This is a genomic window from Vibrio splendidus 12E03 (assembly GCF_000272105.2).
GTDB classification, from domain to species: domain Bacteria; phylum Pseudomonadota; class Gammaproteobacteria; order Enterobacterales; family Vibrionaceae; genus Vibrio; species Vibrio splendidus_I.
The window spans coordinates 18,633-44,708 of sequence record NZ_AJZD02000183.1; the positions used below are offsets into that span (position 1 = coordinate 18,633).

A 26,076-nucleotide genomic window follows, 5' to 3' on the forward strand; every position below is an offset into this window, starting at 1 on the left:
GACGAAGAACAGTAACAGGAACCACAATGAGTGAAATGACTCAAACTGCCGAAGAGCAGCCAATTGATGAGTTGGTGGGCTGGGTCAAGCAGCATGATTTTTCATTAAACTTGCCACCAGAGCGCTTAGCATTTTTGATTGCTATCGCAGTACTAAGCAATGAAAGGTTCGATGAAGAGTTGGGCGAGGGGGAACTGCACGATGCATTTACCATCGTCACTCGACTGTTTGAAGATACTGGCGAAGCGTCTGCGTTTCGTGCCAACAATGCCATCAACGAGTTAGTTAAACAGAAGTTGATTAGCCGCTTTACCAGCGAAATCACCGATGGTGCGAGTATTTATCGCTTATCACCATTGGCGATTGGTATTTCAGATTATTATTTACGCCACCGTCAGTTCTCTAAGTTGAAACTGTCTATCCAGCTTTCTATGGTTGCGGACGAGATGGCAAAAGCCATTGAAGCTGCACAAAAAGGCGGAACTCCAGGGCATTGGAGAAAGAATGTTTACGGCGTGCTCAAGTATTCTGTTGGTGAAATTTTCGATCAGATTGATCTTAACCAACGTGTTATGGATGAGCAGCAGCAAACCGTTAAACAGCAAATTGCCGACCTTTTAAACAAGGATTGGCGAGAGGCGATTAACAACTGTGAAACCTTGCTTTCAGAAACCTCTTCCACGCTGAAAGAATTGCAAGACACCTTGCAAGCGGCGGGTGATGAACTGCAAACACAGATCCTCGATATTCAAGAAATTGTTTACGGTGATGATGAACTCGAGTTCGTTGGCGAAACCCTGTTCGGCTTGCAGATGAAGCTAGACCGAATCACCAGTTGGGGCCAACAAGCCATCGATTTATGGATCGGCTACGACCGCCATGTTCACAAGTTTATTCGTACCGCGATTGATATGGATAAAAACCGTGCCTTTAGCCAACGCTTGCGTCAGTCGGTTACCGACTACTTTGATGCGCCTTGGCTTTTGACCTACGCCGATGCTGAGAAGCTGACGGATCTTCGTGATGAAGCCTTAGTGCTTCGTGATGACGAAGTGATGGGACAAGCACCAATCGACGTAGAGTACGAAGAATTTGAGCAAGTGAATGACCTGCTTTCAGATCGAATTGCAGAGATGTTAAAAGCTCACAAACAGCAAGGCGCGCCAATTGATCTTGGCCTTGTGTTACGCGATTACCTCGCTGCACACCCTCGCACACACCATTTTGATTTAGCCAGAATTGTTGTCGACCAAGCCGTACGCTTAGGTTACTCAGAGTCTGACTATCAGGCTATTCAGCCAGATTGGCAGGCAATCAACGATTTCGGTGCAAAGGTACAAGCAAATGTCATTAACAAGTACTGATGATTACATGCCAGAGAAACTGGTAAAAGCGATAGCGAACCCACTGTTCCCTGCGCTAGATAGCATGCTGCGTTCAGGTAAGCATGTTTCAACAGAAGATCTAGATAACCACGCGTTGCTGTCTGATTTCGAAGTGGAACTTCAGCATTTCTATCAACGCTACAATACGGAATTGGTAAAAGCGCCGGAAGGTTTCTTTTACTTGCGTCCGCGTTCTACGTCTCTGATTGGTCGTAGTGTGTTGTCTGAGCTCGACATGTTGGTTGGTAAGGTGTTGTGTTTCTTATACCTAAGCCCAGAACGTCTGGCTCATGAAGGTATCTTCACCAACCAAGAACTGTTTGATGAATTGATGTCTTTAGCGGATGAGAAAAAACTTATGAAGCTAGCAACCAACCGTGCGTCTGGTTCTGACTTAGACAAAGAAAAGCTGTTTGAAAAAGTACGTACTTCTCTGCGTCGTTTACGCCGTATCGGCATGTTGATTGCGATTGGTGAAACTGGCAAGTTCCGTATCAGCGAAGCAGTATTCCGTTTCGGCGCTGACGTTCGTGTTGGTGACGACATGAAAGAAGCGCAATTACGTCTTATCCGTGATGGTGAAGCTGTGGTGCATACCCAAGAGCCTAACCAAGGTAGTTTGTTGAATGAAGAACAAGCGGAAGCCACATCAGAAGTAGATGCAGACGTAGACGAAAACGGTCAACAAGACATTTTTAACGATCAAGCTGACTTTGACCTTGAGTCAAACGCTGGCGAACAAACAAAAGTAGAAGGTGAAGCATGATTGAAAGAGGTAAGTATCAATCATTAACCATGGTCAACTGGAACGGCTTCTTTGCGCGTACTTTTGATATTGATGGATTGGTTACAACGCTTTCTGGCGGTAACGGTGCGGGTAAGTCGACCACAATGGCGGCATTCATCACAGCACTGATCCCTGACCAAAGCCTTCTGCATTTCCGTAACACAACGGAAGCGGGTAGCTCGCAGTCATCTCGTGATAAAGGCCTTTACGGTAAGCTTCAGCCAGGCGCATGTTATGCCGCGCTAGATGTTGTGAACTCTCGTAACCAACGCCTATTGTTTGCAGTAAAACTGCAGCAAGTCGCGGGTCGTGATAAGAAAGTCGACATCAAACCGTTCGTTATCCAAGGCCTTCCAAGCCATGTGAAACCAACGGATGTATTGATTCAGAATGTTTCAGACAGCCACGCACGTGTATGTCAGTTGAATGACGTGAAAGCGGCGGTAGCGCAATACGAAGGCGCACATTTTAAAGCGTTCTCTTCGATTGTGGATTACCACTCACAGATGTTCGAATACGGTGTGGTACCCAAGAAACTGCGTAACAGCAGCGACCGCTCTAAGTTCTACCGTCTCATTGAGGCATCACTTTACGGTGGTATCTCAAGTGCGATTACACGTTCTCTGCGTGATTACCTTCTGCCGCAAAATGGTGGTGTGAAGAAAGCATTCCAAGATATGGAATCGGCACTGCGTGAGAACCGCATGACGCTAGAAGCGATCAAGACAACTCAGTCGGATCGTGATTTGTTCAAGCATTTGATCACTGAATCGACTAACTACGTGGCAGCAGACTACATGCGCCATGCGAACGATCGTCGCAATAAGTTAGATCAAACCATGAAGTTCCGTGGTGAACTGTTTGGTTCGCGTGAAACTTTACTTGAGCAAAACAACCTGTTGAATCGAGTTCAAGAAGAACTTGAGTTGCTGGTGGATCAAGAATCGTCTCTAGAACAAGACTACCAAGCGGCTTCGGATCACCTTCAATTGGTTCAAACTGCCCTTCGTCAGCAAGAGAAAATTGCTCGCTACAGCGAAGATCTAGAAGAGCTTAATGAGCGTCTAGAAGAGCAGATGATGGTGGTTGAAGAAGCTCAAGAGCGAGTACTTCTTGCAGAAGAGCAGGCAACCATTACTGAAGAAGAAGTGGATAGCCTGAAAACTCAGCTTGCTGATTACCAACAAGCGTTAGATGTTCAGCAGACTCGCGCACTTCAATACCAGCAAGCGGTTCAAGCATTAGAGAAAACCAAGCAGTTGCTAGGTGATGAATCTATTACGGCAGAAAGCGCGTTAACCTTGGTTTCTGAGTTAAAAGCACAAGAAGAGTCAAGCACACAAAAGTTACTGTCTACTAAGCACAAGCTAGACATGTCTTCAGCAGCTTCTGCACAGTTCGATAAAGCGCTGTTTTTGGTTAAGAGCATTGTTGGTGACGTTGAGCGTAAAGAAGCGTCTCATAGCGCTAAGCAAGCTCTAGAAAAAGGCCGCAACGCTAAACATGTTGTTGAAAACGAACAGCAATGGCGTGCTCAACACCGTGACATGGCTCGTGACGTAGCGCAGCAACGTCAAGCGAAAGAGCTAGCAACTGAATACCAAAAGCAACACAACATTTCACTGATTGACGAAGCGGTTTTCGAAGAAGAACGCGAACGTCATGCCATGCAGATCGAAACGCTTGAGTATGCTCAAGAAGAGCTGCGTGAAGCCAAGAGTGAGCAACGTCGTGTTCAGCAAAATCACGACCAAGAGATTCAAAAGCTTGAATCCATTGCTCCTGCTTGGATCACAGCAAACGATGCGCTTGAATCGTTAAGAGATCAAACCGAAGCTGAGCTAGAAGATAGCCAAGCGGTGATGACGCAAATGCAACAAGTGCTTGAAGATGAAAAGTCTCAAGCGGTGGCTAAAGATCAACTGGCAACTCGCCGAGCTGAACTTGAGCAAGAGATTGAGCGTTTAGCTTCTCCAGGTGGCTCTAACGATCCTCGTTTGAAAGGTCTGGCGGATACGCTTGGTGGCGTGTTGCTTTCTGAGATCTACGATGACATCACGATTGGTGATGCGCCGTACTTCAGTGCGATGTACGGCCCAGCTCGTCACGCAATTGTGGTTTCTGATCTTGATGGTATTAAAGAGAAGCTGGTGGATCTTGATGATTGTCCAGAAGACCTTTACATCCTAGAAGGCGATGTCGACGCGTTTGATGACAGTTCATTCAATGCCGATGAGCTTGAAGGCGCAGTATGTGTTCAGCTGAACGATCGCCAAATGCGTTACTCACGTTTCCCTGAGATCCCACTGTTTGGCCGTGCGGCTCGTGAACAACGTCTAGAGAAATTGCGCGAAGAGCGTGACGTTGTTGTTGAGAACCACGCGAAAGCAGCGTTTGACTCTCAAAAGCTGAATCGCCTATATCAAGCATTCAACAGCTTTGTTGCGAAGCACCTGCACGTTGCGTTTAACGCAGACCCAGAACAAGCACTTGCTGCGATTCGTGATAAGCGTAATCAAATTGTTCGTTCTCTGGCTGAGCTTAACTCTAAAGAGCAGCAGCAACGCAGTCAGCTTCTACAAAGCAAGCAGGCACTAGGTGCGCTAGATAAATTAGCTCCAATGGTTCGTATTTTAGAAGACGAAACATTGGCTGAGCGCTTAGCTGAATTAGAAGCACAACTAGAGCGTTTAAGTGAAGCTAAGTCTTACTTGAATACGCACGGCAAAGCGCTTACTTCTCTAGAGCAAATCGTATCTGCACTAGACGCTGACCCAGAGCAGTTCGAAGCTTTGGAAGCCGAATATCGTCAAGCCGATAACGCGCTACAAACGCTAAAAGGCAAAGTGTTCGCGTTGTCTGATTTGATTGAGCGTCGTCACTACTTTGCTTACGCGGACTCTGTTGATTTGCTTAACAAGAGCAGTGAACTGAGCGAGCAATTAAAAGCGAAACTGGTTCAAGCTGAACAAGCAAGAACCAAAGGCCGCGATGGTTTGAAGCAAGCTCGCGAACAGATGAACCAATACAACCAAGTATTGGCGGCACTGAAGAGCTCACATCAAGCGAAGCAAGAGACGGTTCAAGAGTTCAAACAAGAGCTACAAGAGTTTGGCGTAAACGCTGACGAAGGCGCTGAAGAGCGTGCTGTACGTCGTCGTGACGAACTTCAAGAACGTCTGCACACATCTCGCAGCCGTAAGAGCGAATACGAGCGTACGATTACGTCAACAGAACTTGAGATGAAAGCCCTAGCTAAGCGTCTTAAGAAAGTTCAGAAAGAGTACACAGAGCTTCGTACCTTCGTTGTTGCAGCAAAAGCAGGTTGGTGTTCAGTACTTCGCTTAGCTCGTGAAAATGATGTTGAACGTCGTCTTCATAAGCGTGAGCTGGCTTACCTAACAGCGGGCGAGCTTCGCTCGATGTCGGATAAATCACTGGGTGCGCTACGTCTGGCTGTAGCTGACAATGACGACTTACGTGATTCGCTGCGTCTATCGGAAGACAACGCACATCCAGAGCGTAAAGTTCTGTTCTATATTGCAGTTTATCAACATCTTCGCGAACGTATTCGCCAAGACATCATTCATACGGATGATCCGGTTGAAGCAATCGAAGAGATGGAAGTTGAGCTCGCTCGATTAACAGAAGAACTGACGCAGCGTGAAAATCGCTTAGCGATCAGCTCTGAGTCGGTAGCAAGCATCATTAAGAAGACGATTCAGCGTGAGCAGAACCGTATTCGAATGCTAAACCAAGGTCTGTCTAACATCTACTTTGGTCAGGTTAAGGGCGTGCGTCTAAACGTTAAGATCCGTGAAAGCCACGAAATCTTGCTGTCAGGGCTAGCGACTCAGCAAGAGCAGCACAAAGACTTGTTTGAATCAACGCGCTTCACCTTCTCAGAAGCAATGGCGAAATTGTTCCAACGTGTGAACCCACATATCGATATGGGTCAACGTTCTCCGCAAGTTCTGGGTGAAGAGTTGCTGGATTACCGTAACTACTTAGAACTCAGTGTTGAAGTTAACCGTGGTTCAGATGGCTGGCTACAAGCGGAATCAGGAGCACTTTCTACGGGTGAGGCGATCGGTACCGGTCAATCTATCCTACTGATGGTGGTTCAGAGCTGGGAAGAAGAGTCACGTCGACTTCGTAGTAAAGACATCGTTCCATGTCGCTTGTTGTTCCTCGATGAAGCAGCACGTCTGGATGCGAAATCTATCTCTACGTTGTTTGAACTGTGTGACCGTCTAGGTATGCAGCTTCTGATTGCAGCCCCTGAGAACATCAGCCCAGAGAAAGGTACAACCTACAAACTGGTACGTAAGGTCTTCAAAGATCACGAACATGTACACGTTGTTGGTTTGCGAGGTTTTGCTCAAAACAAACCTGCATCTCCAGTGCAAGAGCTTATCGAAGAAACTGAGCAATAAGCTCGATAGCGATTCAACGATACTAATTCATAGCCCCTAATCATTAGGGGCTTTTTAGTACCTAAGTCTAGCGTTCTGCAATTGTTCTAACTCCCTTTGTGCAATCCACTTAATATACTTCGTGTCTAGCCCTCTTTGACTTACTGATAAGACCACTCATACATTAGGGTTAATCTCAATAGAACTTGTTTGAAGTCACACGCATAAAACCACAATTAATGTATGGTAATGATATGACAGTAGTGTCTGCACACTGCTGAACGACTTATTAGTATTTTTGAGCGTGACTATTACGCAAACTGGAAGGTAGGACTCAATATGATTCAAATCGTTATTGATGGGAAATTTCGAATCGTCGAACAAGGACAAACCGTACTTGAGGCGGCAAAAACATGTGGTTTAGAGATCCCATCTCTATGTGGTTTGAACAAAACAACTGATAAGATTCCATGCGATTTATGTGTCGTCGAGATTGATGGCGTGGGTATGAAGCGCTCGTGCGAGCTTGAAGTGTCCAATGGGTTGAATATTACGACTCAGTCAAAGCAGTTGACCAACCATCGACAAGAAGCGTTGAACCGCATCATGACAGACCACTATGCAGATTGTGAGGCACCATGCCAAACTGCGTGCCCTGCAGGAGTCGATATTCAATCTTACCTGTATCATATTGCTCAAAATGATCATACCAAAGCCATCGAAGTGATTAAGAAAACACTGCCGATGCCGCTATCGATTGGCCGTGTTTGTCCTGCCTTTTGTGAAACAGAGTGTCGAAGAAACTTAGTCGATGAATCCATCGCGATTCGCCAACTCAAACGACACGCTGCCGATGCGGATTTAGCGGCTCAAGAGAGCTACATGCCGGCTAAGAAACCGAATAAAGGCAAGAGTATTGCAATTGTCGGTAGTGGCCCTGGTGGGCTTACGGCGGGTTATTACTTATCTAACGAAGGCTATGATGTCAGTGTCTATGAGTCGATGCCGCAAGCGGGTGGTTGGTTGCGTTACGGTATCCCGGAATATCGCTTGCCTAAGTCGATTCTAGATAAAGAAATCGAGTTGATGTGTCGTAACGGGATGTCGGTAGAGTGCGACAAGAAGCTCGGTGTTGATTTTACTTTATCGGATTTAAGCAACGATTTTGATGCGGTTTGTTTAGCCGTTGGTGCATCACAAGCTGTCGAGATGAATTATCCCGGTAGCGAGCTTGGCGGCTGTTATCTAGGCGTCGATTACCTTAAAGATTACGTGACTGATCAGCAGTATGTCACAGGTAAAAAAGTTGCAGTGATCGGTGGTGGTAACACCGCGATTGATTGCGCTCGAACCGCAGTGCGTGATGGTGCGGATACCACGTTGATTTATCGTCGTACTCGAGATGAAATGCCTGCAGAAGATTACGAAATTGAAGAAGCTGAGCATGAGGGTGTGAAGTTCCACTTCTTGACTAACCCGGCCGAAAATATAGCTGATGACAATGGTCATGTATCTGAGATTCGATTAGAACGTATGGCGCTTGGTCCTGCTGACGCTTCTGGTCGTCGTAGCCCTAAACCAACGGGTGAGTTCTTTGTTGAAGCGTTCGATACGGTTATCGCTGCGGTGTCACAAAAGCCCGACCTAAGCTTCATGGATAACGAAGAGATTGATATCCCTCTAACTCGTTGGAATACCGCAGATGCTGATCCGCAAACCATGTATACCGGAACCGGAAATATTTTCAGTATTGGTGATTTCCGACGTGGTCCAGCAACAGCTGTCGAAGCCGTCGGCGATGGACGCATTGCAGCGCAGGCTATCGATCGTTTTTTCCACGGCGACATGGATAACATTCCGGCTAAACCGTTTAACTCTAGAAAGCACAAGCAGCTCAAAGGGATCGATCCTGAGCAGTACAAATCTATTCAGCGCATAGCGCGTAAGATCATGCCAGAGCTAACTCCTGAGCAGCGCGAGCAAAGTTTTGAGGAAGTAGAAACAGGCTTTGATAATGCAGATGCAATCGCTGAAGCTGCAAGATGTCTAGAGTGTGGCTGCCAAGCCAATACCGATTGCGACCTGCGAGACTACTCGACTGAATACAAGGCAACGCAAACACACCCAGAATACAAAATCGATGTGACTTCGAATGAGAGTTGGCAGGCAATTCGTGTAGAAGAAGCGAAGATCGGTTTAATTAGACAAAAATTCGCGGTTGATGATAGCTCTGAATTCATTATCTTTGATGCCAACCGCTGTATCAGTTGTGGCCAGTGTATCCAAGCCTGTCGAGAACAGAATGTTCATGGCGTTCTAAGCTTCATGAATCAATCGGATGGCAAACCTGCATCAAGACCGGAATGTCGTCCTAACTGTGGCGCAGACAAGACCTTAATGGGCGACTCAAACTGCGTTCAATGCGGATCGTGTATTCAGGCGTGTCCAACTGGTGCAATGGTTGATGCACGTGATAGAAAGCAGGGAGATACAGACGTACTCAAGAAAGTCGATACCATCTGCACCTACTGTGGTGTGGGCTGTAAACTGACCATGCATGTAGACGAAGCGAAGAACAAAATCCGTTATATCGAGGGCGGTGATTCTCCGGTCAACGAGGGCATGCTGTGTGTTAAGGGACGTTTCGGTTTCGACTTCGTCGGCAGTGATGCCCGCCTTACAACGCCGTTAATTCGTAAAGATGGCTGGTTACAACCAGCGAGTTGGGAAGAAGCCATTACGCTGATTGCCGATAAGTTCACGGCTATTAAACAAGGTTTTGGTAGCAATGCTCTAGCGGGTTTTTCATCGGCTAAAACCACCAACGAAGATAACTATGCCTTCCCAAAATTCATACGTCGCGAACTAGGCACCAATAACGTCGACCATTGTGCTCGCCTTTGTCATGCCTCGACGGTGACTGGACTTGAAGCATCGTTAGGCAGTGGAGCGATGACCAATGATATTCCAAGTATCAAGCATTCTGATGTGATCTTTATTATTGGTTCGGATACCACGTCAGCGCACCCAATTATTGGTTCGCACATTAAGCAGGCGGTGAGACATGGTGGAGCGCGATTGATCGTTGCCGATCCAAAACGAATAGATATTGCTGACCATGCTGAGCTTTACTTAGCGCACCGACCGGGTACCGATGTAATGCTGATCAATGGTGTGATGCAGCAGATCATCAAACATGGTTGGTATGACCAAGAGTATATCGAAGATCGTGTGGACGGCTTTGATACCTTGCTTCAAGAGGTGATGTCACCAAGCTATTCGCTAGAAAAAGTGGAATTGGTGACTGGCGTTAAAGCGGAAGACATCTTCGCAATGGCACGATTGATTGGTACTGCAGAACGAACAGCGGTGTATTACTCGATGGGTATTACGCAACACACTACTGGGCATGACAACGTACGTTCAATCGCTAACCTGCAACTCTTGTGTGGCAACATCGGTATTGAAGGTGGTGGTATCAACCCGCTGCGTGGCCAATCGAATGTGCAGGGTGCATGCGATATGGGCGCGTTGCCAAATAATCTTCCCGGTTATCAGAAAGTGTATAACCCAATGGTTCGTCAAAAGTTTGCGATGGAGTGGGGCGTTACTGATCTACCCGCTGAAACGGGGTTAACGCTGACCGAGATTATTGATGGCGCGTGTCATCGAGATGTTCGTGGTCTGTACGTAATGGGCGAGAATCCAGTGCTGAGTGACCCGAACCAAGCGCATGTGATTGAAGGTCTTGAAGCGTTAGATTTCTTAGTAGTTCAAGATATTTTCTTAACCGAAACTGCTCAATATGCCGATGTGGTTCTTCCGTCTTACTCGTTTGCTGAAAAGTCTGGTCACTTTACCAATACCGAGCGTCGTGTTCAGCGCATTAACCCGGCAGTATTGCCTCCAGGTGAAGCGAAAGAAGATTGGGTGATTATCCAAATGCTAGCCAACGCAATGGGCGGTGGTTGGGACTATAACACCGTTGCCGATGTCACCAATGAGATAGCACGTGTAACACCACAGTATGGTGGTTTACGTTGGGAGAACATTACGGTCAATGGCGTGCAATGGCCGAGTAATAAGAATAACCCTGATGGCACTCGTATCATGCACCAGACCCAATTTACCCGTGGGCGTGGTCAAATGGAGGCGATTCCGTTTAGATACGCTGCTGAACTACCGGATGAAGAGTATCCGTTAGTTCTAACGACAGGGCGTATCTTAGAGCAATTCCATACAGGCACTATGACGCGTAAAACCAAAGGCCTGGATAACTTAGCGGGGCCACGTGCAATGGTCAGTGTTCACGATGCTGAAGCGTTAGGAATCTCGAATGGTCAGATGCTCAAGGTGTCGACACGTCGTGGTGAAATAGAAATCGCGGCGTTTGTGACTAAGCGAATGCAAAAGGGTGTGGTGTTCATTCCATTCCATTTTGTTGAATCGCCGGTTAACCGTTTGACGACCACAGCGACCGATCCACACGCTAAGATCCCTGAGTTTAAGGTGGCGGCGGTGCGGATTGATCCAATTCGAGAGCCTGTAATTGAATCTACAGAGACTTAACCTAATCCGCTAATTTAACCGCAGATACTAAAAAGCCGCGTAACTCTCAGAGTTATGCGGCCTTTTTTATAAGCTCTATTAGGTATCAAGTGACCTAGTCAGCAAATCGCTTAGTTTGGAACAATCTCGTTACCGTGAACACCGAATTGCTTGGCAGCGTATGCAACGCGCTCTGCTGGTTTCGGGTATTCAGCCGGTGTACCAAGGTTCTCAATATGGTGCAATCGAGGCAATAAACCTGCTCCGTTCGCGATTTGGATAGCCAAACCTGGACGTGCGTTAAGCTCAAGTACCATTGGGCCTTCTTCTTGGTCTAGAACCATGTCAGTACCCATGTAACCAAGACCTGTCATTTCCCAAGCGCTTGAAGCTAGTGTTAGCAGTTTTTCCCAGTGTGGTACCTGAAGTAGCGCCAACTCTTTACCCGTATCTGGGTGGTGAGTTACTGGGTGGTCAAATTGAACCGCACGAACGGCTTTACCCGTCGCAATACAAATACCTACACCTACAGCGCCTTGGTGTAAGTTAGCCTTACCGTCGGAAGCCGAAGTAGATAAACGCATCATCGCCATCACAGGGTAGCCCTTGAATACGATGATTCGTACATCTGGCACACCTTCGTAACTGAAGCCATCAAAACACTCATCAAACTTGATGAGGTTTTCAACTACCGCAACATCGTTCTTACCACCAAGTGAGAAAAGACCGGCAAGAGCGTTACTTATGTGACGCTCTACGTCTTCTTCATTGATAGTAGAACCCGATGGCTTAGTGTAAACGCCGTCCTTGTGAGAAGTCACAACAAGGATTCCTTTACCGCCGCTGCCTTGAGCTGGCTTGATTACGAAACCCGGCCACTCTTTTACCATCTTGTGGATTGTTTTTACTTCAGCTTGATGACCAATAACGCCAATCAGTTTTGGCACAGTAGCGCCAGCCTGTTCAGCAATGATTTTAGTCTTAAGCTTGTCATCAACGAGTGGATACTTGGAACGATCATTGTAGCGACCAATATAACTATGGTTACGCTTGTTCATTCCCATTATGCCTTTGTATTTCAACCTAAACGGTGAAGTAAACTGATCAAACATAACTTAGTCCTCCGCTAGCGGTTTAAAGCGACGAAGCTCGGTTAGACGGTATCCTGTGTAGTTACCTAGTAGCAAGATGGTCGCTAGAATAACAAGTTGTAAACCAATAAAGTTAAACGTTAAGTGCTGAATGAACGGGTTAGTCATGCCTAAGTAAACAAGAACCGCAGTAAATAGAGAACCACCACCTTGCAGCATTACTTCTTTCGCGCCTTCTTCTTCCCATAGGATAGACATACGTTCGATAGTCCAAGATAGGATAATCATTGGGAAGAACGTAATGGATAGACCTTCAGTCAGACCCACTTTAAACGCGACCACAGTGAATACAGAAATAATCATGATTACCGTGATGATTACGGCGGATATCCTGGCGACCAGTAGCAAGTTGAGTTTGGACAAGTAACTTCGAATAATCAGACCCGTACCTACGATAAGTAGGAAGCCGACAATACCCGTTACCAATTGTGTTTGCACAAAGGCTACGGCAATCAGTACTGGCATGAAGGTACCAGATGTTTTCAGACCGATGATGACACGGAGGAACACAACAATCAGAGCACCGATAGGAATCAGCATGATGGTTTTAAACATCGCTTGTTCTTCTAGCGGTAGGCTGTGAATCGATAGGTTCAATAGCTGGTCTGCAGATACCTTACTGTTGGTTGCTTCCGTTGGTGAAACCTCTTGAGCAATCATAGAGAAGTGAACTTTACTGTTCTGACCGCCAACAACATCCAGTAGAGAAACGTTTGATTCGTCCCAGATGAGTAGGTTTGGTTGAACTTGTTGTTCGCTTGATTCAGGAGAGAACAGAATCCACTGGTCGTTATCCCAGATCTGAATCATGTTTTGAATCGACTGACGGCGACGGCCGTCTTCTAGTTCGATAACACCAACGACTTTGTTGTGTATTTTCGCTGCTGAAAGTAGCTTGTGTGTCGCTTCCACTTTGGTCATGTTATTCAGAATAAGCGCTGAGTTTTGGCTGTCTGGATCGTTAAGTGTTTTGATGAGCTCACGGGTAAAAGTGAGGTTGTCTGCAGAACGCTTTGTCGCTCTGTCAATCAATGCCAACGCTGCCGCTTCTTCAGGACCATCAAAGCTTGGTTGATTGATTTCACCTTCTGGTGGTATAGCATCAACTTTTGCTTGGTTATCGACTAGGAATTGAGTCTTATAGTAGATAGTTTGCGGGCCATCAGCATGGCGAATAGACCACTCTGCACGGCGGCCTGACTCGGTATTTAAGTAAGAGATGCCGTAACCTGGTGATGAAGCAGACTCACCAATAAGAGTGTAATTAGACTGAGTGTGAGGAGCCGCTAGTGAAACTTTTGCTTCCTTACCGACCGCATTGAACTCAATGCGAGCTTCAACGTCCCAAACCTGTCTGGTTTCCCCTGGAGTCCAAGGTACACCGTAGGTCGTATGTCTGAACATACTCAGTGTTATACCTGCCACGATAAGCAGGAATATAGAGATATAAAATGGAATTCTTGACGTCATAGCTTACCCTACTATTGTTATTTAACTTCCGTTTGTACGTACTTTTTACTTACATCTACTAGCGCTATGTCTTTGATAAATTCGCGCCCTAGTAGTACAGGGTGACTCATTTGAGAGCGATCCGCCAATGTAAATTGCGCTTTTTCATGGATTTTTCCAACTTTCACCCATAATTCGATCACAGCTCGACGTTCTGCCTGATCATTGGTTGATTGACGGATTTTTACATAACGTACAACAGGCGCTTCAATCCATTTCTGGTCTTCTTCCGCTTGGGCTTTATCGTCTAGGTGGAATTTAACCCAGTTCTTGCCGTTACGTTCGAATTCTTTGATATCGACAGCGTTTAAAGAAGAGGTGGTTGCGCCTGTATCCACTCGTGCATCAAAGCTTTGCTTAATAGAGTCGATAGACACTTTTTCAATGCCGCCAAGGATAGTCGGTTGTGATGTAGGAGCGATAGGGGCCGCTGCAACTGCTACGGGTTCTTCTTCCTCTAGCTGTTCAATAACCTTGTGTTCCATGCTCGTTAGATGGACATCTAATTGGCTAGAAAGGGTAGTAATTTCGTCTTCTAAGCTTTCAATATAATCACTTTGATTGCTTAGTTGCAGTTCAAGATTTTGAACCTTATTTGCGATGTTTGTCTCTGAGCGGGCAATAGCATCGAGAGTTTCTTGGTGGTAGGCGGCACCGTTAGTCAGGGTACAACCAGAGAGCAAACCAACCGCCACAATCGGCGATAATCGCTTAAACATAAAAAACCTTTGAGAATTAGAGAATAGTTCAGACTATTTAGAAGTTTAGCCCACAAAAAAGGATGCGTGAAGCATCCTATTGTAAGAGTCTGGTCATATTGAATCGCAATGTGAGCGCTACGCCAATTATTGCTATTTGAAATAGCTCACTTATTAAACATAAGTCAATTTTTGTTCAATTTGTGAGCTCAGGAAGAAAAGTTCATCGCGAAATCAACGGTGACTTTTTGACCATGGCAAGCCATTGTTTTGCTGTCTTATATAGGCTTGTGTTTTATTTACTCAATATGCCACTGCTTTGTGGGCAGAGATTCTATGGCTTTGTTGCTACCAAAATCGCACGTCTTGGCGCTGGGTGGCCTTCAACCGTTTTACTTGGATCGTTCGGATCTAGATAATCTGGAAGAGAGTTGTGCGTCATCCATTCTGTGGTGCGTTGTTCACCAATTGTCGTGACATTTTCATCAACGATACGTACGTCTTCAAAGCCAACTTGTTCCAGCCAGCGTTTCAGTGCGCGAGCTGAAGGGAAGAAGTACACGTTTCTCATCTGTGCGTAACGGTCAACAGGGACCAGTACCGCATTTTCATCGCCTTCAATTACTAAGGTTTCAAGAACCAGTTCACCGCCAGACACCAATTGGTCTTTTAGCTGAATCAAGTGGTCAAGTGGCGAACGACGGTGGTAAAGCACACCCATGCTGAATACTGTGTCGTAGGCTTCTAGCTTTGGCAGCTGCTCGATACCTAGAGGTAATAGGTGAGCACGTTGGTCATCGCCCATTAACTTACGAATTGCTTCAAACTGAACCAAGAATAGATGAGAAGGGTCGATACCAACCGTTAAGCGAGCACCTTCACCGAGCATGCGCCACATGTGGTAACCATTACCACAACCTACATCGAGAACCGAACGGTTTTTCAATGGGGAGATATGTGGAAGCACACGATCCCATTTCCAGTCACTACGCCACTCAGTATCGATATGAATATCGTGAACCGTATAAGGGCCTTTTCTCCATGGGTGGAACGTCTTTAATAGGCTTTCTAGCTTTTTAAGCTCACCTGTGTGAAATGGTGTTGAGCTGCCAATCGTCACTGAGTTCTTCAGGTCAACTTGGTCTGGTACACCTTGTGGAATCTTGTTTAGTGCACGTAACCAACGGTCGAAGTCACCGTGCTCTGCATTTTGCCAATCTGTCAGTTGCTGTGGCAGAACATTGAGCCAGGGCTGAAGGCGAGTGTCTTGGGCAATAAGTTGATAAAAATTGGCAAAATTAAACATAGTTTTTCACTGAGTTAATAGGGGCAATAAACCCTAAAATAAAAATTAAATTTGTCATTTCCTACAGTGAGGATGACGTTCTAATACGAGCTGACCAGGTTTGTAGGCTATTTAATCGCGAACATTGAACCAAAGTTGAAACATTGGAACCAAACTTCGCTGCTTGAGAAGCCAATCTTATGAAATCGTTCTCTGTGAACAGGGATCGAGTCTGGGCGCATTACGTTTTCAATTGCGCTGCGTTTCTGGCTGACTTCTAGTTCGCTGTATCCGTTAGCACGCTTGAAATCGTGGTGCAGGTCGATAAGCAGTTCGTTTGAGCTTTCGTCTTCGAATACGTATTTTTCTGACAGGATTAAGATCCCGCCAGGGCGCAGGCCTGCATGAATTTTTTCAAGTAGAGCGTATCGATCGTCTGGCGACAGGAATTGCAGCGTGAAGTTAAGTACCACAACCGAAGCGTCTTTGATCTCCACTTCACGAATGTCGGCTTCAATCACCTCTACTGGTGTGTCACTGCGGTAAGCATTAACGTGCAATTTACAGCGCTCAACCATGGCTTCTGAGTTATCGATAGCGAAAATCGTGCAGCCTTCTTGCTGAATGTGACGACGCATAGAAAGTGTTGCCGCACCAAGCGAGCAGCCAAGGTCGTAAATGTTTGAATGTGGCTTTACGAAGCGCTCAGCCAGCATGCCGATTGCAGAGATGATATTGCTATAGCCAGGCACCGAGCGTTGAATCATATCCGGAAATACTTCAGCAACCCTTGCATCAAAGGTGAAGTCTCCAATTTTATCAATAGGAGCGGAAAAGATATTGTCTGTGTTGCTCATGGCATTTTCTCTCGACAGTCAGCGTAATTGGCACAAAATTCATACCAAATAAAAGGGGACGTATTTTACGTAAAAAAAGCGCCACTGTCACGAAAACTGAGATTTAGCTCAAGGTTCGAAGTTGCTGATAGGTGATGGGTTAAAACATCGAGATTTGATTATTGCCTTGCTGAGCCGGAAACTGAGCCAGATCGGGTAATAATAATGATGTACTTTCAGACACTTGCTTTTGTAGTTGTTTATAAATTGCGATTGCAAGTTCGGGTGCGTGATTATTGTCTGGTGTGTGGATCATTAAATAGGGCTGCTTGCCTTCATTAAGCCAGTTTGGGATTTTGGCAAACCAAGGCTTAAAAAACTCAATATTAGGTTCTTGGTCTGGGTGACCAATAAATCGAATCATTGGGTTATTGGCGGTCGCAATGGCATGAACAGGAACACGGGGTTTTTTCTGGTGTGCATCGATCACCGCTTCTGTGGTTGGTGGCGCAGAAAAAACGGGGCGGCTGTCCATAATGATGCGATTGATGCCTTCCTCTACCAGCCATTGATTGAAGCGCTTTTCCGCATCGCCTTTATCAAAGAACCCCAAGTGGCGAACTTCGACGCCAAGCTGCATATCTTTTGGAAACAAGGTACAAAACTTTTGTAGGGCAGGCAGCATGCTGGGTTCAAAACTGTGTGGTAGCTGAATCGTCCATTGACCAATGCGACCATGCAGTGGCGACATAGTCATTAAGAACTCTTTGAGTTCTGCTTGGCAGTGCCTGAGTTGTTGCTGGTGGGTGATGAATTTAGGTAGCTTGAAAGTGAACTTGAAATCATCATGACTGGCGGCTTTCCAGTTATGAACTGTCGACATACTTGGCGTCGCGTAAAAGGTCGTGTTGCCCTCAACGGTATGAAAAACTTGCGCGTACTTCTCTAAGCGTTCAGCAGGCTTTGTTCCTTTTCCGTAGAACTGACTTTGCCACTCAGAATGAGACCACATAGTTAATCCAAGTCTTAGAGGTAAAGTGTCCATCGTTTTTGCACCATTGGTCATCACATTACTGCTTTTAATCGAAATGAAAATCTACTGTACGAGAGTTTTGCTGATTAAGGTACTTTCGAGATATAATTATCGCAATTTTTTCGGTTTTGATGAATCTTTGCGCACTTGATGGGCTAAAAAGCAGCAAAGCCAGATAAAACACAATAAATCCGAATGTGGAAGGTCGATTTTAAGCGAGTTTCCGCGTATAAATGTTCCTTTGCTCTGTTGTGTGGAATGACCACTGACAGCCTGGAAATTAGTAAATTATTAAGAGATTGGGAAATTCATTATGCGTACCCATTACTGTGGTAACCTGAACAAGTCCCTGGCGGGACAAACTGTAGAGTTGTGCGGCTGGGTAAACCGTCGCCGTGATTTAGGCGGTCTTATCTTTATTGATATGCGTGATCGTGAAGGCATCGTTCAGGTTGTTGTCGATCCAGATATGAAAGATATCTTCCCGATCGCTAACCAACTGCGTAATGAATTCTGTATCAAGTTTACTGGTGAAGTACGTGTTCGTCCGGACAGCCAAGTAAATAAAGACATGGCTACTGGTGAAGTAGAACTTTACGCGACGGGTCTAGAGATCATCAACCGTTCAGAAGCACTTCCACTAGACTTCAATCAAACGAACTCTGAAGAGCAGCGTCTTAAGTACCGTTATATCGACCTTCGTCGTCCAGAAATGAGTGACCGTATCAAGCTTCGTGCACGTGCTTCTAGCTTCGTTCGTCGTTTCCTTGATGAGAACCTATTCTTAGACATCGAGACTCCAGTACTAACGAAAGCGACACCAGAAGGTGCTCGTGACTACCTAGTACCAAGCCGTGTTCACAAAGGTAGCTTCTACGCACTTCCTCAATCTCCTCAGCTGTTCAAGCAACTGCTGATGATGTCTGGTTTCGACCGTTACTACCAAATCGTTAAATGTTTCCGTGATGAAGATTTACGTGCTGACCGTCAGCCTGAATTTACTCAAATCGATATCGAAACATCGTTCATGACTTCTCAAGAAGTACGTAACGTGACTGAGAAGCTTGTTCACGATATGTGGAAAGAACTTCTAGATGTTGAACTAGGTCAATTCCCAGTAATGCCTTTCTCTGAAGCAATTCGTCGTTTCGGTTCTGATAAGCCAGATCTACGTAACCCACTAGAGCTAGTTGACGTTGCTGACTTGGTTAAAGACGTTGAGTTCAAAGTATTCTCTGGCCCAGCTAACGACGAAAAAGGTCGCGTAGCGGTTATTCGTGTTCCAGGTGGTGCTAAGCTAACTCGTAAGCAAATCGACGGTTACGCTGAACATGTAAACATCTACGGCGCGAAAGGCCTAGCTTGGATGAAGGTTAACGACCGTGCTGCAGGCATGGAAGGTATTCAATCTCCAGTTGCTAAGTTCCTAAGCGAAGACGTAATTAACGGTATTCTAGATCGCACTCAGGCTGAATCTGGCGATATCATTCTGTTCGGCGCAGACAAAGCGGGCATCGTTGCTGAAGCAATGGGCGCACTTCGTCTTAAACTAGGTACTGATCTAGAGCTAACAGACACATCTGCTTGGGCTCCACTGTGGGTTGTTGACTTCCCAATGTTCGAAGAAGACGGCGAAGGTAACCTACACGCAATGCACCACCCATTCACATCACCACTAGGTGTGAACGCGGAAGAGCTTAAAGCAAACCCAGCAGCAGCAAACTCTGATGCATACGACATGGTAATCAACGGCTACGAAGTAGGCGGCGGTTCTGTACGTATTCATAACGCAGAAATGCAAACAGCGGTATTCGGTATCCTAGGTATCGAAGAACAAGAGCAACAAGAGAAGTTCGGCTTCCTACTTGAAGCGCTTAAGTACGGTACGCCACCACACGCTGGTCTAGCATTCGGTCTTGACCGTCTAGCAATGCTGCTTTGTGGTACTGAGAACATCCGTGACGTTATTGCATTCCCGAAAACAACAGCTGCAGCATGTCTACTAACAGACGCGCCAAGCCTAGCGAACCCGGCATCACTGGAAGAGCTAGCAATCGCAGTTAAATTGGCAGAGAAAAAAGAGCAAGCGTAAGCCTGTTATCTTTTCTTGTTGATGAAGAGATCCTAGTTGATAGAGAGCTCTTAATTCATTAGCCAGACCTGTCAGTAATTAGAAAGTGCCCGTTAATTTGACGGGCATTTTTTTTTGCGTTCGATATACTAAGCTCTTAAAGCATGTATAAATAATCAGTATTTGAAATTATGTCTATTATCTTAGGGATTGACCCTGGCTCTCGTATTACCGGCTATGGCGTGATTCGTCAAAATGGTCGTCATCTATATTACTTAGGTAGCGGTTGTATTCGCACCTCTGAAAAAGAACTGCCGGGTCGACTTAAACAAATCTACGCCGGTGTGAGCGAAATCATCACTCAGTTTCAGCCGGATGTGTTTGCGATAGAGCAGGTCTTCATGGCGAAGAATGCCGATTCGGCACTTAAGCTGGGACAAGCGCGTGGCAGTGCGATAGTGGCTGCGGTAAATGCTGATCTCCCCGTTCATGAATATGCGGCTCGTTTAATCAAGCAAGCGGTGACAGGTAATGGTGGTGCTGATAAGTCGATGGTTCAAAACATGGTGATGAGCATGCTTAAGTTACCTGCCAAACCACAGGCCGATGCTGCTGACGCTCTAGGCGTAGCGATCACTCACGCAAACACTAATAAAACCTTGATAGCACTGGCAGGCAAGGCGACAGGCGCGCGAAAAGGACGCTACCGTTAAGCACCATCCTCTTATCAGTTCTTAACGTATTACTTTCTCCGTTTATTCCATCGATGAGCTTTACGCCTCGTTTGGCTCATATCAAAACAATACGCTGCTAAATCATTGATGAAATGAGATCTTTCGAACAGAACCCAGATAATAACATTGCGTATCATTTAACATGTCATTAACATTGGTCGGAGGTCTTACAAGTTAATCAAGGATGATCACTGATGAACCCAATCAAGTTGTGGCGCGCGCTGTTTCTACCCAAAAGTAATGGATGGAATAGCAACGAAGTCAGACAAGCCGATATCTTATTACTTTTCACTTTTATCGCCTTCTTCGTGGGTGTCTATAGCTTAATCAAGTGGACCAAGCATGAAGAGCAACTGCTGGTGGCCACTTCCGTATTTCTTATCGCCTTTGAATTAGTCTCTGCGCTTTTATTACGCGTTACCCGCAAGCCTAGCTTGGCATTGAACTTTGGCTTTGTCGGCATGGCAGTACACGCGTTGAACATCATCTACCAAAGCGGTGGCGTGGTTGAGTCTACCCAGGCTTATTGGGTGCCGTTGTTAGTGGTTGCTTTTTTCCTGTCAGGAACTCGAATTGTCGCCCTTGTATGGAGTGGGTTAGTGATTGGCGTTTCATTGGTGATGACGTCGGCTCACCTTAACGGATTTGAATTTCCGCAGTTAGTACTTACTCCTGAAGCCGTGGTGGTTGAAACTTGGTCTGGTGTGATCATGCCTTTGGTGGTGATTTGCATCGCTCAAGCGTTTACGGCCAAACAAAAAGAGGTCGCGATTGAGATGGCGGAAGAAGCTATTTTGGAAAGTCAGCAGGTTGCCAACCAAGCGACTCAAAGTGAAGGGCGACTCTCGGTGGTACTCGACCAAGCGAATTCCAACTCTGAAAGCTTACAGGGTGTGTCTGTGCATCTAGACCAACAGTCGCGAGACTTACATTCTCAAGTTGAAGTACTGAACATCAACTGTGAATCCCAAGCGAGTGCGGCAGAACAGATGAGCCAACAATTGCATCAAATGACTCAAGGCATCGAAGAGTCCAACTCGTTTGTCGGAGAACTCAAAGAGCGCAGCGAAGCGGTCGGCGAGAAAGCTCAAAAGAGCTCTGAGTCATTAGAAGCTTCAACCAGTGCAATCACTCAGATCATTCAAAGTAATCAAGAGATCATGAAAGTCGCCGATTTGATTACTTCAGTAGCGGAACAAACCAACTTGTTAGCGTTAAATGCGGCCATAGAAGCGGCTCGCGCAGGAGAACAGGGAAGAGGATTTGCGGTCGTCGCCGACCAAGTGAGAGAGTTATCGGCGAAAAGCAGTCATTCCGCAATAGAAATTCGAACCTTGTTGGACCGCAGTAAAGACGAAGTGGAACATGGCCGAGCGATTATTGAAACCACGGCGAATGAGATGAACGGCATCATCTCGGAGGTGCAAACCATCTCGACTGACGTTAATCAGCTCACCAACATCATGGCGATGCAGATGAATTCTTTGAAAGAGCTCGATCTTGCGAGTTCAGAAGTGGCGCAAAGTGTCGCGGAAACTAAATCTGTCTCAGGCTTAGTGGCCAATTATGGTTCTGAACTCACAGGACATGTTACCTCTGTCAAAGAGCTGGTCGAAAGCTTAAATAACGTGGTTTCACAAGCCAAACAAGCGTAAATAAATCACCCGAATAAACACAAAGAACTGGATAAGCATCCAGTTCTTTTATATTCTGTCCCCCAAATTATATTCCATCAAGAGAGTGAATTGTGATCGGACGTCTACGCGGTACATTAATAGAAAAACAGCCACCAGAGTTATTAATTGAAGTGAGTGGTGTTGGCTATGAAGTTCAAATGCCAATGAGCTGTTTTTATGAATTACCAAACGTTGGCGAAGAGGCAATTATCTACACTCACTTTGTTGTTCGTGAAGATGCACAACTGCTTTACGGCTTCAATACAGTTAAAGAACGTGCGCTTTTCCGTGAAGTCATTAAGGCGAATGGTGTTGGCCCTAAGCTTGGCCTTGGTATCCTTTCTGGTATGACGGCGAGCCAGTTTGTTCAGAGTGTTGAACGTGAAGACATTTCTACGTTAGTGAAATTACCGGGTGTTGGTAAGAAAACGGCTGAGCGTCTTGTTGTTGAAATGAAAGACCGCCTGAAAGGTTGGGGCGCGGGTGACCTATTTACTCCAGCGACGGATGCAGCACCAATTGATTCTATGCCAACCGTTCACGACGCTGAAGAAGAAGCGGTAAGTGCGCTACTTGCATTAGGTTACAAGCCGACTCAAGCTTCTAAGGTGGTTTCTCAAGTGGCTAAAGATGGCATGACCAGCGAGCAGTTAATTCGCGAAGCACTGAAATCGATGGTTTAATACCTCATATACTTGTTCTATAAAACAGGCTCATTCACTTTGCCTTTACACAGAGTCAAGAAGCGCAGAGTCAACAAGCGCATAGTTAGGAATAGCAGAATTTATGATTGAAGCCGATCGCCTTATTGCACCGGACAACCCAGTATTCAAAGATGAAGATGTCATTGATCGTGCAATACGCCCTAAAGCACTTGCTGACTATCAAGGTCAGGATCATGTTCGTGGCCAAATGGAAATTTTCATCAAAGCGGCGCAATTGCGTAATGAGGCCCTCGATCATTTGTTGATATTTGGTCCTCCCGGTTTAGGGAAAACCACGTTGGCGAACATTGTTGCTAATGAAATGGATGTAAACATTCGCACCACTTCAGGCCCTGTACTGGAAAAAGCCGGCGACCTAGCGGCGCTGCTGACTAACCTTGAAGAAAATGATGTCCTATTCATTGATGAGATCCACCGCCTTAGCCCTGTGGTTGAAGAGGTGTTGTATCCAGCAATGGAAGATTACCAATTAGATATCATGATTGGCGAAGGCCCTGCGGCACGCTCTATCAAGATCGATCTTCCACCTTTCACGTTGATAGGCGCAACGACTCGTGCTGGCTCGCTTACGTCTCCGTTACGTGACCGTTTTGGTATCACTCAGCGTCTTGAGTATTACAAAGTTGAAGACTTGCAAAACATCGTGCAACGAAGCGCTGATTGCCTTGGTCTTTCTATGGAATCAGAAGGGGCGTTAGAAGTTGCTCGTCGTGCTCGCGGTACACCACGTATTGCCAACCGTTTACTGCGCCGTGTACGCGACTATGCGGAAGTGAAAGGAGATGGTCATATCTGCCCAGAGGTTGCCGATAAAGCGCTTAACATGTTGGATGTCGATGCTAAAGGTTTTGACTACATGGATAGAAAGCTTCTGCTTGCGATCATGGAAAAGTTTGGTGGTGGTCCAGTGGGTATCGACAATATGGCTGCAGCGATCGGTGAAGAAAGAGACACCATTGAAGATGTGTTAGAGCCTTACTTGATTCAGCAAGGTTACCTACAAAGAACGCCAAGAGGTCGAATCGCGACCGACAGAGCGTATTTACACTTTGGAATAGATAAACCCTCCAATCGTTAAATTATTCATTTTTAAAGATCCCAGTTGCATAAGCGCTGGGATTTTTTGCTTTTTACTGAATAACAACTCTTTGAGCGAGTCGATAAAAAGGTCGAAAAGGGCGCTTCAAAAATGGAAACTTTGATTTCAGGTTTGATTTAGATAACAGAAAATGAAATAAGTTGTCATATTTTTTGTTAATACTTTATAGGTAGTTGTAATTCGGATGTTGAGGCGGTGATGAGCATTTGTCACAGATATCATGCGCTGTTATTAAGACAAGCATAATTGGTGTGATTTTAATCATAATTGTACAAAAATAACTCTAATTTGCTCGAATAAATTTGATACAAATCAACGCAGGGTTCTCCCATAAACCTTTTGAAACATACTGATTTTACCAGTAATATTAGCGCCAGCTATATTAGCTCATGCTTAACAATAATCTAACTATAACGGTACGTTTTTGCTACAAATTTCAATTTGTAATAACAATTACATAAATTGTTTTAACATGGATTTTTGAGGTGAATAATCACACAAGTGTCATTCAGCCGACACAAAGGAGTTACCATGATTGATGTTGTTGATCTGTCGCGATTGCAGTTTGCATTTACAGCGATGTATCACTTCCTATTTGTTCCACTGACTTTAGGTATGGCATTTCTACTTGCCATTATGGAGTCAGTTTATGTAATGACTGGCAAGCAAATTTACAAGGACATGACCAAGTTCTGGGGTAAATTGTTTGGTATTAACTTTGCTCTTGGTGTAGCGACAGGCTTAACCATGGAGTTCCAGTTTGGTACTAACTGGTCTTACTATTCTCACTATGTTGGCGACATCTTTGGTGCTCCGCTAGCTATCGAAGCGCTTGTTGCATTCTTCCTAGAGTCTACTTTTGTTGGCCTATTCTTCTTCGGTTGGGACAGACTGTCAAAGCGTCAACACTTAGCGGTAACTTGGTTAGTAGCACTTGGCTCTAACTTCTCTGCGCTTTGGATCTTGGTAGCAAACGGCTGGATGCAAAACCCAGTGGGTGCGGAATTTAACTTTGAAACCATGCGTATGGAAATGGTGAGCTTCGCTGAAGTTGTACTAAACCCAGTAGCACAAGTTAAATTCGTACACACAGTAGCGTCTGGTTACACAACGGGTGCAATGTTCATCCTTGGTATCAGCTCATACTACATTCTTAAAGGTCGTGACCTTGCCTTTGCTCGTCGCTCTTTCGCGATTGCAGCATCTTTCGGTATGGCGGCGATCTTGTCAGTAATCGTACTAGGTGATGAATCTGGTTACGAGCTTGGTGAAGTTCAAAAAGTGAAGCTCGCTGCTGTAGAAGCAGAGTGGCACACTGAAGAAGCACCAGCAGCATTTACTGTTTTTGGTATTCCAAACCAAGAGACAATGAATACTGACTACGCAATTAAAATTCCTTACGTAATGGGTATCATCGCAACACGTTCTTTCGATAAAGAAGTAACGGGCCTGCGTGACCTACGTGATGACCACGTTGATCGTATCCGCACGGGTATGTACGCGTACGAATTGCTTGAAAAGCTACGTGCAGGCGACAAATCTGAAGAAAACATGGCTGCTTTCGACGAAGTGAAAGGTGACCTAGGTTACGGTCTACTTCTTAAGCGCTACACAGACGAAGTTGTTGATGCAACAGAAGACCAAATCCAAATGGCTGCGGATGATTCTATCCCAACAGTTTGGCCTCTATTCTGGTCATTCCGTCTGATGGTTGCTTGTGGCTTCATCATGTTGTTCGTATTCGGTGCTGCGTTTGTTCAAACGTGTCGTCAGAAGATCGAACAGAAACCATGGGTACTTAAAGCTGCGCTATTCTCAATCCCACTGCCTTGGATTGCGATTGAAGCAGGTTGGTTCGTTGCTGAGTTTGGTCGTCAACCATGGGCGGTTGGTGAAATCCTACCGGTTAACGTTGCTGCATCTGCACTAACTATCGAACAGCTTTGGACTTCTCTATTCGCTATCCTGGCACTGTACACAGTGTTCTTGATTGCTGAAGTTTACCTAATGCTGAAATTCGCACGTAAAGGTCCAAGTAGCTTGAAGACAGGCCGTTACCACTTCGAACAAAACGATAACTCTGTTGAAGACAAAGTTAGCCGTTCAGTTGAAGTATAAGTGAGG

Annotated in this window: 16 protein-coding genes; 10 read left to right on the plus strand and 6 right to left on the minus strand. The window is 45.7% G+C overall.

Annotated elements, in window-relative coordinates; all coding sequences use genetic code 11:
• The first annotated feature begins 26 nt into the window (after window positions 1-26).
• The 4 genes from mukF (at window position 27) to fdhF (ending at window position 11,156) form a co-directional block, all read left to right on the plus strand.
• A complete protein-coding gene (mukF, locus tag A142_RS12700; protein ID WP_017055049.1) occupies window positions 27-1,364 on the plus strand; it encodes a chromosome partition protein MukF in 1,338 nt (445 codons plus the stop codon).
• On the plus strand, window positions 1,345-2,151 hold the full coding sequence (gene mukE, locus A142_RS12705; protein WP_019821010.1) for a chromosome partition protein MukE: 807 nt from the start codon (window positions 1,345-1,347) through the stop codon (window positions 2,149-2,151). Before mukF ends, mukE begins: the two co-directional genes overlap by 20 nt.
• The gene (gene mukB, locus A142_RS12710; RefSeq protein WP_019821012.1) at window positions 2,148-6,608 is read left to right on the plus strand and encodes a chromosome partition protein MukB; all 4,461 of its coding nucleotides are present in this window, start codon (window positions 2,148-2,150) and stop codon (window positions 6,606-6,608) included. Before mukE ends, mukB begins: the two co-directional genes overlap by 4 nt.
• 318 nt (window positions 6,609-6,926) lie before the next feature.
• Window positions 6,927-11,156, plus strand: a complete 4,230-nt coding sequence (gene fdhF / locus A142_RS12715; protein ID WP_019821015.1) for a formate dehydrogenase subunit alpha — start codon at window positions 6,927-6,929, stop codon at window positions 11,154-11,156.
• 110 nt (window positions 11,157-11,266) lie between these two features.
• Here fdhF and A142_RS12720 read toward each other — a convergent pair whose 3' ends face one another.
• The 6 genes from A142_RS12720 to A142_RS12745 all read right to left on the minus strand — a co-directional run bounded on the left by A142_RS12720 (window position 11,267) and on the right by A142_RS12745 (window position 17,680).
• Window positions 11,267-12,247, minus strand: a complete 981-nt coding sequence (locus tag A142_RS12720) for an alpha-L-glutamate ligase-like protein (RefSeq protein ID WP_019821017.1) — start codon at window positions 12,245-12,247, stop codon at window positions 11,267-11,269.
• A 3-nt stretch (window positions 12,248-12,250) separates the two neighbouring features.
• The gene (locus A142_RS12725; protein WP_019821019.1) at window positions 12,251-13,756 is read right to left on the minus strand and encodes an inactive transglutaminase family protein; all 1,506 of its coding nucleotides are present in this window, start codon (window positions 13,754-13,756) and stop codon (window positions 12,251-12,253) included.
• A 17-nt stretch (window positions 13,757-13,773) separates the two neighbouring features.
• Window positions 13,774-14,514, minus strand: a complete 741-nt coding sequence (locus tag A142_RS12730) for an ATP-dependent zinc protease family protein (protein WP_029405339.1) — start codon at window positions 14,512-14,514, stop codon at window positions 13,774-13,776.
• A gap of 313 nt (window positions 14,515-14,827) precedes the next feature.
• Window positions 14,828-15,799 carry a tRNA 5-methoxyuridine(34)/uridine 5-oxyacetic acid(34) synthase CmoB gene (gene cmoB, locus A142_RS12735; protein ID WP_009846365.1) on the minus strand — a complete coding sequence of 324 codons (972 nt, stop codon included), beginning with the start codon at window positions 15,797-15,799 and terminating at the stop codon, window positions 14,828-14,830.
• 107 nt (window positions 15,800-15,906) lie between these two features.
• Window positions 15,907-16,635 carry a carboxy-S-adenosyl-L-methionine synthase CmoA gene (cmoA, locus tag A142_RS12740; RefSeq protein ID WP_019821021.1) on the minus strand — a complete coding sequence of 243 codons (729 nt, stop codon included), beginning with the start codon at window positions 16,633-16,635 and terminating at the stop codon, window positions 15,907-15,909.
• Between the two features lie 139 nt (window positions 16,636-16,774).
• Window positions 16,775-17,680, minus strand: coding sequence for a DUF72 domain-containing protein (locus A142_RS12745; RefSeq protein ID WP_019821023.1), 906 nt, complete (start codon window positions 17,678-17,680; stop codon window positions 16,775-16,777).
• A 280-nt stretch (window positions 17,681-17,960) separates the two neighbouring features.
• Between A142_RS12745 and aspS the strand changes: the two genes are divergently transcribed.
• The 6 genes from aspS (at window position 17,961) to cydA (ending at window position 26,070) form a co-directional block, all read left to right on the plus strand.
• Complete coding sequence (aspS, locus tag A142_RS12750) at window positions 17,961-19,739, plus strand: aspartate--tRNA ligase (protein WP_019821025.1); 1,779 nt, start codon at window positions 17,961-17,963, stop codon at window positions 19,737-19,739.
• A 170-nt stretch (window positions 19,740-19,909) separates the two neighbouring features.
• Window positions 19,910-20,431, plus strand: coding sequence for a crossover junction endodeoxyribonuclease RuvC (ruvC, locus tag A142_RS12755; RefSeq protein WP_008219936.1), 522 nt, complete (start codon window positions 19,910-19,912; stop codon window positions 20,429-20,431).
• 215 nt (window positions 20,432-20,646) lie between these two features.
• Window positions 20,647-22,107 (plus strand): methyl-accepting chemotaxis protein, encoded by a 1,461-nt coding sequence (locus A142_RS12760; RefSeq protein WP_019821028.1) that lies wholly within the window; start codon window positions 20,647-20,649, stop codon window positions 22,105-22,107.
• Window positions 22,108-22,199: 92 nt separating this feature from the next.
• Window positions 22,200-22,811: a Holliday junction branch migration protein RuvA gene (gene ruvA, locus A142_RS12765; RefSeq protein ID WP_017062079.1), complete on the plus strand. Its 612-nt coding sequence runs from the start codon at window positions 22,200-22,202 to the stop codon at window positions 22,809-22,811.
• Between the two features lie 103 nt (window positions 22,812-22,914).
• Window positions 22,915-23,931 (plus strand): Holliday junction branch migration DNA helicase RuvB, encoded by a 1,017-nt coding sequence (gene ruvB / locus A142_RS12770; protein WP_017062078.1) that lies wholly within the window; start codon window positions 22,915-22,917, stop codon window positions 23,929-23,931.
• Window positions 23,932-24,483: 552 nt separating this feature from the next.
• Window positions 24,484-26,070: a cytochrome ubiquinol oxidase subunit I gene (cydA, locus tag A142_RS12775; protein ID WP_029405340.1), complete on the plus strand. Its 1,587-nt coding sequence runs from the start codon at window positions 24,484-24,486 to the stop codon at window positions 26,068-26,070.
• The last annotated feature ends 6 nt before the right edge of the window (window positions 26,071-26,076 follow it).